This is a genomic window from Candidatus Baltobacteraceae bacterium (assembly GCA_036489885.1).
Lineage (GTDB): Bacteria > Vulcanimicrobiota > Vulcanimicrobiia > Vulcanimicrobiales > Vulcanimicrobiaceae > JAFAMS01.
The window spans coordinates 762802-777440 of sequence record DASXEW010000001.1 but is presented as its reverse complement, the minus strand read 5'-3'; the positions used below and the strand labels follow the sequence as shown (position 1 = coordinate 777440).

At 60.5% G+C, this 14639-nt stretch carries 12 protein-coding genes; 8 read left to right on the top strand and 4 right to left on the bottom strand.

Features of this window, described 5'->3' with window-relative positions; all coding sequences use genetic code 11:
* The first annotated feature begins 80 nt into the window (after window positions 1-80).
* The 7 genes from tkt (at window position 81) to VGG22_03620 (ending at window position 9373) form a co-directional block, all read left to right on the top strand.
* Entirely contained in the window at window positions 81-2069 is a 1989-nt protein-coding gene (tkt, locus tag VGG22_03650) for a transketolase (GenBank protein HEY1727459.1), read from the top strand.
* A 21-nt stretch (window positions 2070-2090) separates the two neighbouring features.
* Window positions 2091-3215, top strand: a complete 1125-nt coding sequence (tal, locus tag VGG22_03645; protein HEY1727458.1) for a transaldolase — start codon at window positions 2091-2093, stop codon at window positions 3213-3215.
* Between the two features lie 39 nt (window positions 3216-3254).
* On the top strand, window positions 3255-4181 hold the full coding sequence (gene gnd, locus VGG22_03640; protein ID HEY1727457.1) for a decarboxylating 6-phosphogluconate dehydrogenase: 927 nt from the start codon (window positions 3255-3257) through the stop codon (window positions 4179-4181).
* Window positions 4181-5740, top strand: a complete 1560-nt coding sequence (gene zwf, locus VGG22_03635; GenBank protein HEY1727456.1) for a glucose-6-phosphate dehydrogenase — start codon at window positions 4181-4183, stop codon at window positions 5738-5740. The genes gnd and zwf overlap by 1 nt, the downstream gene beginning before the upstream one ends.
* Before the next feature lie 83 nt (window positions 5741-5823).
* Complete coding sequence (locus tag VGG22_03630) at window positions 5824-6729, top strand: glucose-6-phosphate dehydrogenase assembly protein OpcA (GenBank protein ID HEY1727455.1); 906 nt, start codon at window positions 5824-5826, stop codon at window positions 6727-6729.
* Window positions 6726-7454, top strand: coding sequence for a 6-phosphogluconolactonase (gene pgl, locus VGG22_03625; GenBank protein ID HEY1727454.1), 729 nt, complete (start codon window positions 6726-6728; stop codon window positions 7452-7454). The genes VGG22_03630 and pgl overlap by 4 nt, the downstream gene beginning before the upstream one ends.
* Complete coding sequence (locus VGG22_03620) at window positions 7412-9373, top strand: propionyl-CoA synthetase (protein ID HEY1727453.1); 1962 nt, start codon at window positions 7412-7414, stop codon at window positions 9371-9373. Before pgl ends, VGG22_03620 begins: the two co-directional genes overlap by 43 nt.
* A 20-nt stretch (window positions 9374-9393) precedes the next feature.
* Here VGG22_03620 and VGG22_03615 read toward each other — a convergent pair whose 3' ends face one another.
* Genes VGG22_03615 through VGG22_03600 form a run of 4 tightly spaced genes read right to left on the bottom strand, consistent with a single transcriptional unit; the run spans window position 9394 to window position 13746 of the window.
* Window positions 9394-11370 (bottom strand): TolC family protein, encoded by a 1977-nt coding sequence (locus VGG22_03615; protein ID HEY1727452.1) that lies wholly within the window; start codon window positions 11368-11370, stop codon window positions 9394-9396.
* A gap of 7 nt (window positions 11371-11377) precedes the next feature.
* Complete coding sequence (locus tag VGG22_03610; protein HEY1727451.1) at window positions 11378-12751, bottom strand: HlyD family secretion protein; 1374 nt, start codon at window positions 12749-12751, stop codon at window positions 11378-11380.
* 2 nt (window positions 12752-12753) lie between these two features.
* Window positions 12754-13350 carry a helix-turn-helix domain-containing protein gene (locus VGG22_03605; GenBank protein HEY1727450.1) on the bottom strand — a complete coding sequence of 199 codons (597 nt, stop codon included), beginning with the start codon at window positions 13348-13350 and terminating at the stop codon, window positions 12754-12756.
* Window positions 13351-13746: an STAS domain-containing protein gene (locus tag VGG22_03600; GenBank protein HEY1727449.1), complete on the bottom strand. Its 396-nt coding sequence runs from the start codon at window positions 13744-13746 to the stop codon at window positions 13351-13353.
* A gap of 94 nt (window positions 13747-13840) precedes the next feature.
* On the opposite strand from VGG22_03600, the gene VGG22_03595 reads away from it, so the two are divergent.
* Window positions 13841-14629 carry a serine hydrolase gene (locus VGG22_03595; GenBank protein ID HEY1727448.1) on the top strand — a complete coding sequence of 263 codons (789 nt, stop codon included), beginning with the start codon at window positions 13841-13843 and terminating at the stop codon, window positions 14627-14629.
* Window positions 14630-14639 lie beyond the last annotated feature (10 nt).

The window sequence follows — 14639 nt, the reverse complement described above, 5'->3', positions numbered from 1 at the left end:
GCTCGACAGTTTGGGGGCCCCATGCGAACGCATGGGGGGCGCGAAGGCCGGGCCGTAGCGCCATAAAAAGGAGATTGTCCGTGCCCAATTCAGCCGCCGAAGAGAAACGCATCAACACGATTCGGATGCTCTCGATCGACGCCGTGCAAAAGGCGAACTCGGGACATCCGGGATTGCCGCTCGGCGTTGCAGCGCTCGCGCACACGATTTGGTCGCGACATCTGCGCTACGATCCGAAAAATCCGCATTGGTTCAATCGCGATCGTTTCGTGCTCTCCGCCGGTCACGGTTCGGCGCTGCTCTACAGCATGCTGTATCTTGCCGGATTCGACTTGAGCCTCGACGATCTCAAAGCATTCCGTCAATGGCACTCGAAAACGCCCGGACATCCGGAAGCCGGTCACACGCCCGGCGTCGAGGTGACGACCGGACCGCTGGGTCAAGGCGTCGGCAACTCCGTTGGTCTGGCAGTCGCGGAAGCGCATCTTGCCGCGGCCTTCAATCGCGACGAGAAGATTTGCGATCACTACACGTATTGCATCGCCGGCGACGGCGACATGATGGAAGGCGTCGCATCGGAAGCCGCCTCGCTTGCCGGTCATCTCGCGCTCGGCAAGCTGATCATGTTCTACGACGACAACTATGTCTCGCTCGCGGGCCCGACGAGCGTTTCGTTCGATGAAGACGTCAACAAGCGATTTGACGCGTACGGTTGGCACACGATGCACGTCGATTCCGAACATGCCAATGACGTCGAAGCGCTCGACAAAGTGATCACCGAAGCAAAACGGCATACCGACAAGCCGACGCTCGTCTCGGTACGCACCACAATCGGCTTCGGTTCGCCGCGCGCGGGAACGTTCTCAGCGCATGGTGAGCCGCTGGGCGCCGACAATGTCAAGAAGACGAAAGAATACTTCGGATGGCCGACCGAACCGGATTTCATCGTCCCCGACGAAGTTCTCGCGTTCTGGCGTGACCGCGCAGCCGACAACGCGAAAGCCGTCAAAGCTTGGGACGATCTCTACGCCAACTACAAGAAGCGCAACCCCGATCTCTCCGCGCAGCTCGACCGGATGCTTTCGGGCAAATTGCCGACGCTGAATTGGCCGGCGTTCAATGCGGAGAACGGCAGCGTTGCTACCCGCGACGCAGGCGGCACCGTCATGAACGCGATCGCAAAGGATCTTCCCGAGTTGATCGGCGGTTCGGCCGACCTCGATCCGTCGACCAAGACGTACATGAAAGACCTTGGCGATTTCGCGCCGGGTTCGTACGCCGGACGCAACGTTCACTTCGGCGTGCGCGAGCACGGCATGGGTTCGATCGCTAACGGCATTCAGGCGCACGGCGGTCTTTTGCCGTACACTGCGACCTTCTTCAACTTCCTCGACTATATGAAGCCGGCCGTGCGGCTCGCCGCAATCAACAAGGGACGCGTCATCTTCGTCTTCACGCATGACTCCGTGTTCCTGGGCGAGGACGGCCCGACGCACGAGCCGATCGAACAGCTCGCAACGCTGCGCGCAACGCCCGGGATGACGACGCTGCGTCCGGCGGATTCGCTCGAAACGCTCGAGGCCTGGAAGTGCATGCTGCGCCCGGGGACGGGTCCGTACACGATCGTGCTCACCCGGCAAAAAGTACCGTTCCTCGGCGCGCGCGATGCCGCCGTGTCGAAAGGCGCATATATATTGAAGGATGCCTCCGGGACTCCCGATTTGATTCTCATCGCAACCGGTTCCGAAGTCTCGCTCGCAATGGACGCAGCCAAGCTGATCGAGGCCAAGGGCACGGCGGTACGCGTGGTTTCCATGCCGAGCTGGGAGCTCTTCGAGCAACAGAACGATGCGTACCGCGAAAGCGTGCTCCCGAAGTCCGTGCGCGCACGCATGTCAATCGAAGCCGGCGCAACGATGGGCTGGCACAAATACGTCGGCGATCACGGCCTTGCGTATGGAATCGACAAGTACGGCGCATCCGCACCCGCAACCGTGATTGCGAAAGAATATGGATTTACACCGGAGCGCGTTGCGGAAGTAGCCTCCGGATTACTCGCGCGCGTCTAGTTTGAAATCGAAAGGGTAATCATGCCGAATCAACTCGAGCAACTCACGGCAGCCGGACAGAGCATTTGGTACGACAACATCCGTCGTTCGATGTTCGCCTCGGGCGAGCTCCGCAAGCTCATCGACAACGGCTTGCGCGGAATGACCTCAAACCCCACGATCTTCGAGCACGCGATCGACACCGGCACCGACTACGACGAACAGCTCAAATCGCTCGTCGGAAAAGAATCGGACCCGCAAAAACTCTTCGAAGCGCTGGCCGAGAAGGACATCTGCGCGGCGCTCGACGAGTTCCGTCCGTTGTACGATAAGACGAACGGCGGCGACGGATTCGTCTCGCTCGAAGTCTCGCCGCTCCTTGCGAATGACACACAACGGACGGTCGACGCAGCGAAACGGCTCTGGAAAGAAGTCAACCGTCCGAATCTGATGATCAAGATCCCCGGAACGCCAGAAGGCGGTCCCGCGATCACGGAAGCGATCGCGAACGGCATCAACGTCAACGTCACGCTGCTCTTCTCGCTCGCGAGCTACGAGATGGCCGCCAACGCCTTTATCGCGGGGCTCGAGAAGCGCGTTGCAGCGGGCGGTAAGATCGACCGCATCGCGTCGGTTGCAAGCTTCTTCCTCTCACGCATCGATGGCAAAGTCGACAAAGAATTGGATGCGAAGATCGCAGCCGGACAAAAGAATCTCGAACCGCTGCTCGGGAAAGCCGCGATCGCGAATGCGCGGATCGCGTACGAAACGTTCGAGAAACTCTTTTCGAGCGAGCGCTTCAAGAAGCTCGAAGCCCACGGCGCCAAGGCGCAACGCCCGTTGTGGGCGTCGACGTCGACGAAGAATCCGAAGTACTACGACTTGATGTACGTCGAGACGTTGGTTGGCCCGAATACGGTAAATACGATCCCACCGGCAACGTTCGACGCGCTGCTCGATCACGGCAAGATCACGCCGAACACGGTTAAGTCAGACTACGTGGGCGCTCATAAGATTTTCGACGATCTCAAAGCGGCCGGAATCTCGCTCGACAAGATCACAGCCGACTTGACGGTCGAAGGCGTCAAGTCATTCGACGACTCGTATAACCAATTGCTCGAAGCGATCGCCGAGAAACAAGGTCTCTTGGCCGGCGCAGCACGGTAACCGACGACTAAAAAAGGAAAGTAAACGATGGAATTAGGGATGATCGGCCTCGGCAAAATGGGCGCGAATATGACCACGCGCCTGCTGCGCGGAGGCCATAAGGTCGTCGCGTTCGATTTCAACAAGGATGCAGTCAAAGCCGCCGCCGGTGACGGCGCAACGGGCGCAAGTTCGCTTGAAGATCTGGTCGGCAAGTTGAGCGCGCCGCGCATCGCGTGGATGATGGTTCCATCAGGCGCCCCGACCGAGCAAACGATGGAGAACCTGCTCAAGGTGATGAAGCCTGGCGACATCATCATCGACGGCGGCAACTCCAATTGGAAAGATTCGATTCGCCGCGCCGGAATCTGCAAAGGCAAAGGCGTCGCTTTCATCGATGCCGGAACGAGCGGCGGCATTTGGGGCCTCGAGAACGGCTATTGCCTGATGGTCGGCGGCGACAATGCGTCCGTAAAAACGTGCGAGCCGATCTTCACGACGCTTGCACCGAAAGACGGCTACGCGCATGTCGGCGACGTCGGGGCTGGACACTTCTCGAAGATGGTGCACAACGGAATCGAGTATGGCCTGTTGCAGGCGTACGGCGAAGGCTTTGAGATACTCGAGAAATCGCAGTTCAAGTACGATCTCCACAAACTGGCGAAACTCTGGCTAAGCGGTAGCGTCGTTCGGTCGTGGCTCCTCGAGCTGCTCGAAATCGCGCTACGCGACGACCCGACCCTCGCCGACATCAAAGGCTACGTCGTCGATTCGGGTGAGGGCCGTTGGACGGTCCAAGCTGCGATCGACGAAGACGTCCCAGCTCCGGTGATCACGCTCTCGCTGATGGCACGCTTCGCGTCACGGCAAGATGAATCGTTCAGCGCCAAGATCATCGCCGCACTTCGTAATCAATTCGGTGGTCACGCGGTCATGCACGACGTGCACGAAGCGCCTCCCAAAGACGGCGTACCGGCGAAGGCATAATGGCACAAACGGTTCTGCGGCCCAAGAGTTCGAGCGATGGCAACCCGCTACGCGCGGGATTGTCGACAAATCGCATCAAGGACCCGTGCAACGTCATCTTCTTCGGCGCCAGCGGCGACCTGATGAAGCGCATGTTGATGCCGGCAATGTACAACCTGCGGCTCGGCGACGTGCTGCCGGTGAAGTACGGTATCGTCGGATTTTCACGGACGGAATGGGACGACGACGGCTTCCGGGCTGAAATGAAGACCAGCATCGACGAGTTTTCGCGCAGCGGCGCAGCCAAGGATCCGCTCTGGAGCGATTTCGCGAAGCACGTCTCTTACGTGAGCGGCGACTTCGACGATCCGAAGTGCTACAAGAAGCTGCGCGCCGCGCTCGAACGCAACGATACGGAGCTCGGAACCGAGAACAACCGTCTCTTCTATCTCTCGACGCCGCCTGGCCTCTTCACCAAGATCGTCGACATGCTCGATGAGGCCGGACTCGGCCCTCGTGACAATCCCAAGGGCTGGACGAGGATCATCGTTGAGAAACCTTTTGGAATTGATCTCACTTCGGCGCGCGCGCTGCAAGCCGAGATCACCAAGGTATTCGACGAGAAGCACGTCTATCGGATCGATCACTATCTCGGCAAAGAGCCCGTACAAGACATCATGGCACTGCGCTTTGCGAACGTCATGTTCGAGCCGATTTGGGATCGCCGCTACATAGAATCCGTGCAGATTACCGCCGCCGAAACCGTCGGCGTCGAACATCGCGGCGGTTATTACGAAACCTCCGGCGCGCTACGCGACATGATCCAAAATCACGTCATCAATCTCTTCGCACTGGTCGGTATGGAACCGCCGGTGGCGGCCGACGCCGACTCGATCCGCGATGAAAAGATGAAAGTGCTGCGCGCGCTGCGGCCGATCGATCCCGATCAGCTCGTTCATTTCGCGGCGCGCGGCCAATACGCGGCAGGGACGATCAACGGTCAAGAAGTCCCGGGCTACCGCAACGAACCCGACGTCAATCCGAAATCGAACGTCGAGACGTATGCGGCCGTCAAACTCTATGTCGACAACTGGCGATGGGCCGGCGTTCCGTTTTATCTTCGGAGCGGCAAGCGCCTCGCGAGCAAGATCAGCGAGATCGCCATCCGTTTCAAAGACATTCCGCACCGGCTCTTCGGTGAAAGCAGCGACGACATCGAGCACGATGCACTCGTAATGAAGATTCAACCCGAAGAAGGCGTCTCGATTCGATTCTCAGCGAAAGTTCCCGGGCCGAAGATGCACATCCGTTCGGTCTCGATGGATTTCAACTATGGCACGGGATTCGGCGTCGTCTCCGCACCCGCGTACGAGCGTTTGATCGGCGATGCAATGCGCGGCGACGCAACGCTGTTCACCCGCTGGGACGCAGTCGAGGCCGCATGGGAAGCGGTCACGCCGATTTTGGATCGTTGGCAAATGCTCAAAGACACGAGCTTCCCCAACTACGCTGCCGGAAGCCAAGGTCCAGTCTCATCCGATGCGCTCTTTGACGAAGACGACGGCTGGAGGCGTATCTGACCACGTCGGCGCCGGCGTTCGACACCGAAGCGATTCGTCTCGAGTGGCGCGAGGCACGCGGCGGTACGCCGTCGACGGCGACGATGAATCTCGTCGTCTACGTCGAGAACGAACGCTATCGCGAGTGGGTCACCGAACGCGCCTGGCGAATTGCCGACAAACATCCATCACGTATGATCGTTCTGGACGGGATCAAGGGACACCACGGTACGAAGATCAAGGCGCAAGAGCCGCATCATGAAGATGCACCTCGGATCTTCCGGGAAGGCGTCGAGCTCGGTGTCGACGGGATTCGCGCTGCGCAGCGCGTGCAATTCGTCGAAGCGCTGCTCGTCAAAGACATTCAATGCGTCCTGTGGTGGGCAGCCGATCGTCTCTTCTCGAGCGAGACGTTCGCGGGCTTGCTCGAGGTCGTCGAACATGTGATCTTGGATTCGTCCGGGACCGACACCGAACCGAATGCGCTGCGGGAATTCTCGAGTTTTTTTGCCGGAAAGCAAGCCGTCGCGTTGGGTGACTTGGCTTGGATGCGGCTCGATCCGTGGCGCGACGTAATCGCGCAATTCTTCGATGATCCGTCGATGCGCGACGAGCTTTCCGCGATTCGCAGAATCGCGATTAGCGCCGGCTCCGATTCGGAAATGCTGTATCTCGGCGGCTGGCTCGCGAGCCGGCTCGGCTGGATCGTGCGCGACAAATCGACCTTCGTCGACGGGCGCGGCTCCGTCATCTCATTCGAACGCAAGCGCGAGGGCGACATTCGCCGTGTCCAGAGCGTTCGGCTTGAAACCGGGACCTCGGCATACGCGGCGCGCGTCGAAGGCGAAACGCTCGCCCTCGAAGTGACCGGACGATTCGCACGCGCCAAGCGGCACGTGCCGCTTCAAGCCATCGATAACACCTCGCTCGTCGAACGCGCCATTCTCGGCGATCGTACGGATGAAATCTTCGTGGAAGCGCTGCAGACGGTCGGAGAACTCCTCAAATAATCGGCAAACTCGAAATCGTCGCGGACGAAGGCGCCCTCGCAAATTCGAGCGCCGAGCGTTTCATTTTAGCGGCTCGCGATGCAACCGCCGCACGCGGCTCGTTCACCGTCGCGCTCGCCGGCGGCTCGACACCCAAGGCTATGTTTACCTTGCTTGCAGCCGAACCACTTCGCTCGCGCGTTGACTGGGGCTCGGTTCGCTTCTTCTTCGGCGACGAACGCTGCGTGTCGCCGGATAATCCGGATTCGAACTACGGCATGGCCAAGAAGAATTTGTTCGATCCGCTCGGCATCGATGCGAAGAATGTTCATCGCATGCGCGGTGAAGCGGCGCCCGAAGAAGCCGCGCTCGAGTATCAGGCAATCTTGCTCAAAGAGCTGGGCCAGACGCCCGTGCTCGATCTTGTTTACCTCGGGATGGGGCCGGAAGGACACACTGCCTCGCTTTTTCCCGGCGTGTTCTCGCAATTCGATGCGCAACGCTGGGTCGTGACGACGTACATCGAGAAGCTGTCGACGAATCGCATCACGCTTACGCCGCGCGCCATCAATGCCGCACGCGCGATCGTCCTTGTGACCGGCGGCGATGCCAAGGCGGCCGCGCTTGCGGAAGTCTTGGCGGGTGCTCGCAATCCCGATCTCTATCCCGCGCAGGTCTTGAATCCGGAACACGGCACACTGACCTGGCTCGTCGATCGCGCGGCGACCAAAGGACTCTCGCCCTGAATCCCACGTACGATCGCGTTCACGCGCGATCGCTACGCGACCCCGAGGGCTACTGGGGTGAAGTGGCCGAGCAAATTACGTGGTTCAAAAAATGGGATCGCGTGCTGGATCGCTCGCGTCCGCCGTTTTACCGGTGGTTTTCCGGCGGCGAGCTAAACACGTGTTATAACGCGCTCGACCGTCACGTCGAAAACGGCCGTGGCGAGCAGGTCGCGCTGATCTACGATAGCCCGATCACGCAGACCATTCGCAAGTACACGTACAATCAGCTGCTGGACCAAGTCGCGCGGTTCGCCGGCGTCCTCACAGCGCTCGGCGTGAAACGCGGCGATCGCGTCATTCTCTACATGCCGATGGTCCCCGAAGCGCCGATTGCGATGCTTGCGTGCGCGCGACTCGGTGCCGTCCACTCGGTCGTCTTCGGCGGGTTCGCGCCGCGCGAGCTCGCCGTGCGCATCGACGACTGCAAACCAACCGTTGTCGTATCGGCATCCTGCGGCATCGAGCCGGCGCGAACGATCGCGTACAAGCCGCTGCTCGACGAAGCAATCGAACGCGCTTCCCACAAGCCGTCAGCGTGCGTTATCCTGCAACGTCCGCAATTAGAAGCTGCCATTGTTCCCGGACGCGATCGAGAATGGGCCGCGCTAATGGCGTCTGCGCAGCCGGTTCCGTGCACGCCGGTACTCGCTACGGATCCGCTCTACATTCTCTACACGAGCGGCACGACCGGCCAGCCAAAGGGTGTCGTGCGCGACAACGGCGGACACGCCGTCGCCGTGCACAACACCATGAAAATGATCTACGGCATGGAATCGCCGGATGTGTTCTGGACCGCATCCGATGTGGGCTGGGTTGTCGGGCACTCGTACATCGTATACGGCCCGCTGCTTGCGGGCTGCACGACTATTCTCTTCGAGGGCAAGCCGGTTGGAACACCGGATGCGGGCGTATTCTGGCGCATCGTTTCGGAGCACAACGTGCGCGCACTATTCACGGCGCCGACAGCATTCCGCGCCATCAAGCGTGAAGATCCGGACGGCGAGCTGATCGCACGCTACGACCTTTCGGGATTTCGCACGCTGTTTCTCGCAGGCGAACGCTGCGATCCGCCGACCCTCGCGTGGGCGCAAGAACAATTGCGCGTCCCCGTCATCGATCATTGGTGGCAAACGGAAACCGGATCGGCCATCGTCTCGAACTACGTCGGTCTCGAGGGACCAGACGGTAAGATGCTGCCGATCAAAGCCGGCTCACCGACCAAAGCTGCGCCGGGTTGGGACGTGCATGCGCTCGGCGCCGAAGGCCGCAACGTGAAACCCGGTGAGATAGGTACGTTGTGTTGCAAGCTTCCATTGCCGCCCGGCTCGTCGCCGACGCTCTGGAACGCCGAAGATCGTTTTCGTTCTGCGTACCTCGAGGCATTCGACGGTTACTACAGCACCGGCGACGCAGGCTACCTCGATGAAGACGACTACGTGTACGTTATGACGCGCGTCGACGACGTCATCAACGTCGCCGGACATCGTCTTTCAACCGGCGCGATGGAAGAAGTCCTCGCCTCGCATCCGGACGTCGCGGAATGTGCGGTCGTCGGTGTGGCCGACGAGCTCAAAGGTCAAATTCCGCTGGGATTCGTCGTGCTGAAAGCCGGCGTCGGGCGTGGGAACGACGCAATAACGAGCGAGATCGTGCAAATGGTGCGCGACCGCATCGGCCCGGTCGCTGCATTCAAGCACGCCATTGTGGTTGGGCGCTTGCCGAAGACACGCTCCGGAAAGATCCTACGTTCCACCATTCAAAAGATCGCCGATGACCAGCCCTACAACATGCCGGCTACAATCGACGATCCTATAATCTTGAACGAGATCGGTTTAGCGCTACACTCCGCCGGCTACGCAAAAACCCTTACGGTCTAATTGGCGCACATTGTCGACCCTTACGGTCTGATTGCGGGTGGGACCGTTTGGCTCGGCGAGGGTGAGGGTTGCGGCTTGGGTGGAACACCACCGCTGACGGCGCCCGGGACTTGCGAACCCGTTAGCATCAGCGTCTGCGTACCGAGCGCCGCCGCGTCGATGTTTGTTCCCGCGAGCAGCTTGCCTTCGACGCGATTGACCTCGACGAGGGCTTTGTTGAGATCGGTCTGCGCCTGCAGTTCACGTCCACGGTCGTTCGCGAGATTGAGGACGCGTTGCAGCACCAAGAACGTCGTTGATGTCCCCGCGCGGAACTTGCGAAGCTCGCTCGCGTAGACTTCTTCAGCTGATTTGCGTGCAGTCGTGGCCGCGATCAGACGCGCGTGCGTTGCGCGAAGCGATTGCACGGCGTTCGCCGATTCCATCTTCAGACGCTGAATAAGCGCGATCTCGTTGATTGTGACTGAACGCGCTTGCTCGAGCGCCGCGTCGTAGTTACCTTTCGCTGCACGGTTTTGCAGCGGTAACCCGATCGTCACTTGCGCCGAATACGTAGGAAAGCGGTTGTTGAACAAATTGTCGTAGGACTGTCCCAAGCCGCCTTGCACGTAGCCGGGCGATGAAAAGTTCAGCGGCGGCAGCGGCGTAAGTTGAGAACCCGGCGCGAGCGACTTGTTTGCGATCGCGATCAGCTGATTGATCGAATTCGCTTCCGTGATAAACAGGCCGGTGACCGGGCTCGAAAGCGGATTGACGGGATTCCCCGCAAAGCCGTTCGTCGTGTAGCCGACGCCGAGATCGATCTGCGGTTTGAGTTGATCTTTCGCATACGCGACGTTGACGCCGGCTGCTCGCTGGGCGTCCCGAATCTGCGCGATCTCCGGGCGATTGCCGAGCGCGGAAATCAAGACTTGATCGACCGTCGGCTCGCTCGGAACTTGTGCGACGCTCGTGGTCGGGACGAGGTTCGCCATCCATACCGGATCGCCGGGGTTCCCGAGAATCAAGCTCTTGAGCTGCGTCTGCAACTGTTGAACGGTTTGTAATGCCGAGAAAACGTTGCCCTGAAATTCGGCGACCTGATCGTTCGTCTCGACGACGTCGACGGGCGCGGCACTTCCGGCTTTAACTTTACGCTGATTGCTTTGCGCCTGCGCGACCGCGTTGCGCAAGCCTTCTTCTTGGATTGCAACGTTGCGCCAGGCCGCGACCAGATCCCAATACGCGTCGGAGACATTGGCGATCGTCTGCTCGGCGGTTGCGAGCGCGTCGTCGGTGTTGGTATCCGCGTTGATGCGTGCAAGCTCGAGTTGACGCCGCGGATCGTCCATGTGCGAACCACGTGCGAGCGGCTGCGTGATGTTGAACGAGAACGCGGTCGGATAGTACGGGTCGAAGCTATCGGTTACGAGATTGCTGGTCGTGCGCGAACCGATAGCGCTTGCAGAATAGTGAGTCCCGCCGACCGTTTGTCCCGAAAACCCTGCGTTCGCGCCGAGCGTGTCCGTGGTGTACGATCCGCCGTTGGGTCCCGTTTGGAAGAGATTCGTCGGCGGCTGGACGGAGTGCGTATACGACGGCTGCAGTTGAAATTTGACGTCGTACGCACCTTCGGCAGCAACGACCTGATATGCGGCGATACGGCGATTCGATTGCGAAATCGCGAGACTCGGATTTCGCATCAGCGCCATCGTGATCGCGTCGTTTAGTGCGAGGCCAACGTACGGAGTTTGCGCCACGCCCGCAATATCGGCGTTGGGCTGGCTCAAGTCGGGCGCGCCGAAGCCCGGATCGACGACCGGTACCGGCGGCATCACGGTCGACGGAATCGGAATCGGCGAAGCCGGTGCCTCTCCGCCGCTCGAAACGGCGTACGGTGTCGCGGTCGGAATCGGCGTTGGAGCGGCCGCGGCTTGTGCATTCGCCGCGCTAAGCGCGAGCATGTTGAGAGTCAGGCCGAGGGACATTCCCACGAGCCCGGTGCTGGTTCTCCGCATTAGTTACCTACTTGACTTTAACGGATGCGACGACCGACATTCCCGGACGCAGAGGCACGTCAGCGAGCGGCTTCGACGCACCGTCGACGTAGATGCGCACCGGAATCCGCTGCGTCACCTTGACGAAGTTACCGGTCGCATTTTGCGCGGGAACGAGCGCGAACGTATTCTGTGATGCCGGCGAGATCGTTCCGACGGTTCCGTGGAAGCGCACGCCCGGGTACGCATCGACGGAGATATCGGCCTCATCGCCCTTGCGAATGTTGCCCATTTGTGTCTCTTTGAAGTTAGCTGTAACGTAGATCGCGTTGAGCGGGACGATCGTCATTAGCGCGGCGCCCGGCCCAACTTGCTGACCGAGATCGACGCTCTTCTGCCCGATGTACCCGGTGATCGGAGCGTAGATCTTCGTGTACGAAAGCTGATCGCTGGCGGTACGCAGCTGCGCGGCGAGCGAGCCGGCTTGTGCGCCGGCGGCAACCGTCTGCGCGGATTGCACGCTGACGCGCTCCGGCAATTCGTTTGCGGCAAGGGTGCCTTGTGCCGTGGTCAATTGACCGAGCTGAACCCCAACCTGCGATTCCGCGGCCGACACTTTCTGCACGGCTGAGCTGAGAGCAGATTGCGCAACTTTCGTGTTATCCAGCGCCTGCTGATATTGCGCCCGTGCTTGCTGTAATTCGGCACGAGTCGCGTCCAAATCGGATTGCGCGACGTCACCGGTGGAGACGAGCGATTGCGTGCGGCGGTTGTCGGCATCGGCTTTGGAAAGTGCTTCGCGCGCGGCCGGCACTGCGGCGTTGGCGGCGCTGAGCTGCGAGTGTGCTTGATTGACCGTATCTTCTGCGACGGAAACGTTCTGCTGGGCGTTCGCAACGCCCGACTGCGCAGCGCTCACGCCGCCCTTGCCCTGCGTCGTTTGAGCGGCGACGAGCCGGCGGGTTAGCGCGAGATTCTGCTTGGCGGCGTTCGCGGTAGCTTGCTCCGCCTGATAGGCGGCCAGCGCTTGCGCGTAGCGAGTACGCTCGTCTTTGTCATCGAGCTGGATCAGTAAATCGCCCTTATTTACGTGGCGATTCGTGTCCGTGTAAATCGTCTGTACGCGCTCGGAGATCTTGCTCGTCAACGTTACGATGTCGGCCTCGACATACGCGTCGTCAGTGGATTGATGCGTCGTTGCGTACGCTATGAAACGAATGCCGTAAAACAGCACGAGCAACACGACGATGACGCCGCCGACGATCAGCATCTGACGGGCCGGACCCGACGGTCCGCGACCCTTCGTTGTTTTCGTCTCGCTGCTGCCGTTGCCGTCGCTGGACGGCGTGCTCGGTCCGTTTGCCGGACGCGGCGCAGTAGAGGCGGATTCTTTGGTCTCCAAGTTTATCTCTTCACCCCGTGAAGAATTGCATCGACAAAAGCCGGGATCAGCGCCTGCGGGCGGCTTTCGTCGCCCCAGTCGAGCTTCTTGGACTTCATTGCCAGTGCAAACATCGTTCCCATGATCAGCGCTGCGAGCTGCCGCGGATTTCCGCGTATCGCTCCCCGATCGACTTGCGTTTGGAGATAGCTCATTAGGCGCTGCATGATTTCGGTTGGTCCCCGCAGGCATGACGGCACCTGGTCGGGGTCGGTTTCCTCTTCTGCCAAACTGATGCGAATGATGGCTTGGTTGCGCATCATGCGCTCGTATAGCGAAGTACAAATCTGAACCAGATCGGCTTCGATCTCGCCCGTTAAGGACTCGAGTGCCGCATCGAATCCCAGCTGCTCGAGGCTCCACCCGCGCATCGCTTCCAGCAACGCTGTTTTGTTGCCGAAATGACGGAAGAGCGTCGCTTCGTTAACGCCCGCGCGTTCTGCAACTTCGCGTGTGGTCGTGCCGCGTGTTCCATTACGTTCGAAGACGGCGCGCGCGGCACGCAAAATACGCTCCCGCGTCGGCGAGCCTTCGACACCCTGCTCGTGCGTTTGCAGCATCTATCGCGCCCCCAGGATCAGCAGTGCAAGAAATACGCCGCCCGCCATCCCCCCGGCAATCTTTCGTACCCCGCCACTGCGGCGTTTGCGCTTCCGAACCGGTTTCTGGCGCGGCTCATCGGGCGTCGCGACGACCTTGAACACCTTATCGAGGCCGGTCTCGCGGAGCGTTACCAGCAAATCCGGACGCGTGACGTGCAGACGAACCGTCCCCTTCGCGTCGCGCATGCGGCGTAAAGCGGTGATCAGACCGTTCATTGTGGCCGCGTCTAAGCTATCGATCTCATCGAGACCAAGCGTGAGCGTCCGGTCGTTCTTTCCAACTGAGGCTTCGACGGCGGCCAGGAGGCTTCGTGAATCACTGGCACCATCGAAGTGCGCGAGTTTGAGGTACATGGAGCGGGACAGTCCTTATGTAAGTGAGTACTTGCATGCACAGCATACCGCAAATTCCACGACGAATGCAAGTACTTACACGCAAGGCCCTTCATTGCGGCTGACCGATGCCGAGCTCGCTCTCCTCGCAGAGCAGAGCGGCCTCATACGCCCGGCAATCGCAGTCGCATGCGTGCGGGACGGCGCGTCCGCTGCCTACGCCCCCCGGCGTCCGCTCTACCCGGCTAGCATGGTCAAAGTGCCGTTGGTCGCCGCCGCTCTTATCCTCGCTGGGCGCGGTGAGATCGCGCCCGGACCCCACCCGATCGATCCTGCGAATCTCACGGCGAACGACGAACCTTCGCCGCTGGTCGCGGGCTATTCGAGCACCCTCGAAGAGCTGTGCACGCTTTCTATCGTGCGCTCCGACAACGTCGCCACGAACCAGCTCTTCGATCTGGCCGGCCGTGAGCGCGCGACGGCGGTCGTGCGTGCCGAGCTCGGCTTACTCGACACCGGTCTGCGGCGCAAACTCTCCGGAGGACATCCGCTTCTGCGCGATCCGGCGCAATTCGGACGCAATACCCATCCGGCCAGCGACGCCGCCGTGCTCATGCGTGCGATCGTAACGCACTCCTTCCCCGGCGCGAGCTTGCTCTTTTCTTTGCTTGCGCGGCAAGAGTGGAATACCAAACTCTCCGCCGGTATCAATGCAGGCGACGCGTTCGCGCACAAAACCGGCGACACCGAAGAGGTCTCGCACGACGGCGGCATCCTCGTCACGGCAAGCGGCGAACGTTTCGTCGTTGCCGTCTACAGCGCAAGCGCTTCATGCGAGGCAACCGATGCGCGCTTCGCGGCGCTGATGCGCGCGATGCGCCCGTGGCTAGAGGCGCACGCGTAGGCTGCGACGT

Excerpts from the sequence above, each read along its gene's own strand:
- tal (HEY1727458.1), top strand. The coding sequence starts at position 2,091 with ATGCCGAATCAACTCGAGCAACTCACGGCAGCCGGACAGAGCATTTGG.
- gnd (HEY1727457.1), top strand. The coding sequence starts at position 3,255 with ATGATCGGCCTCGGCAAAATGGGCGCGAATATGACCACGCGCCTGCTG.
- zwf (HEY1727456.1), top strand. The coding sequence starts at position 4,181 with ATGGCACAAACGGTTCTGCGGCCCAAGAGTTCGAGCGATGGCAACCCG.
- VGG22_03630 (HEY1727455.1), top strand. The coding sequence starts at position 5,824 with ATGAATCTCGTCGTCTACGTCGAGAACGAACGCTATCGCGAGTGGGTC.
- VGG22_03615 (HEY1727452.1), bottom strand. The coding sequence starts at position 11,370 with ATGCGGAGAACCAGCACCGGGCTCGTGGGAATGTCCCTCGGCCTGACT.
- VGG22_03605 (HEY1727450.1), bottom strand. The coding sequence starts at position 13,350 with ATGCTGCAAACGCACGAGCAGGGTGTCGAAGGCTCGCCGACGCGGGAG.
- VGG22_03600 (HEY1727449.1), bottom strand. The coding sequence starts at position 13,746 with ATGTACCTCAAACTCGCGCACTTCGATGGTGCCAGTGATTCACGAAGC.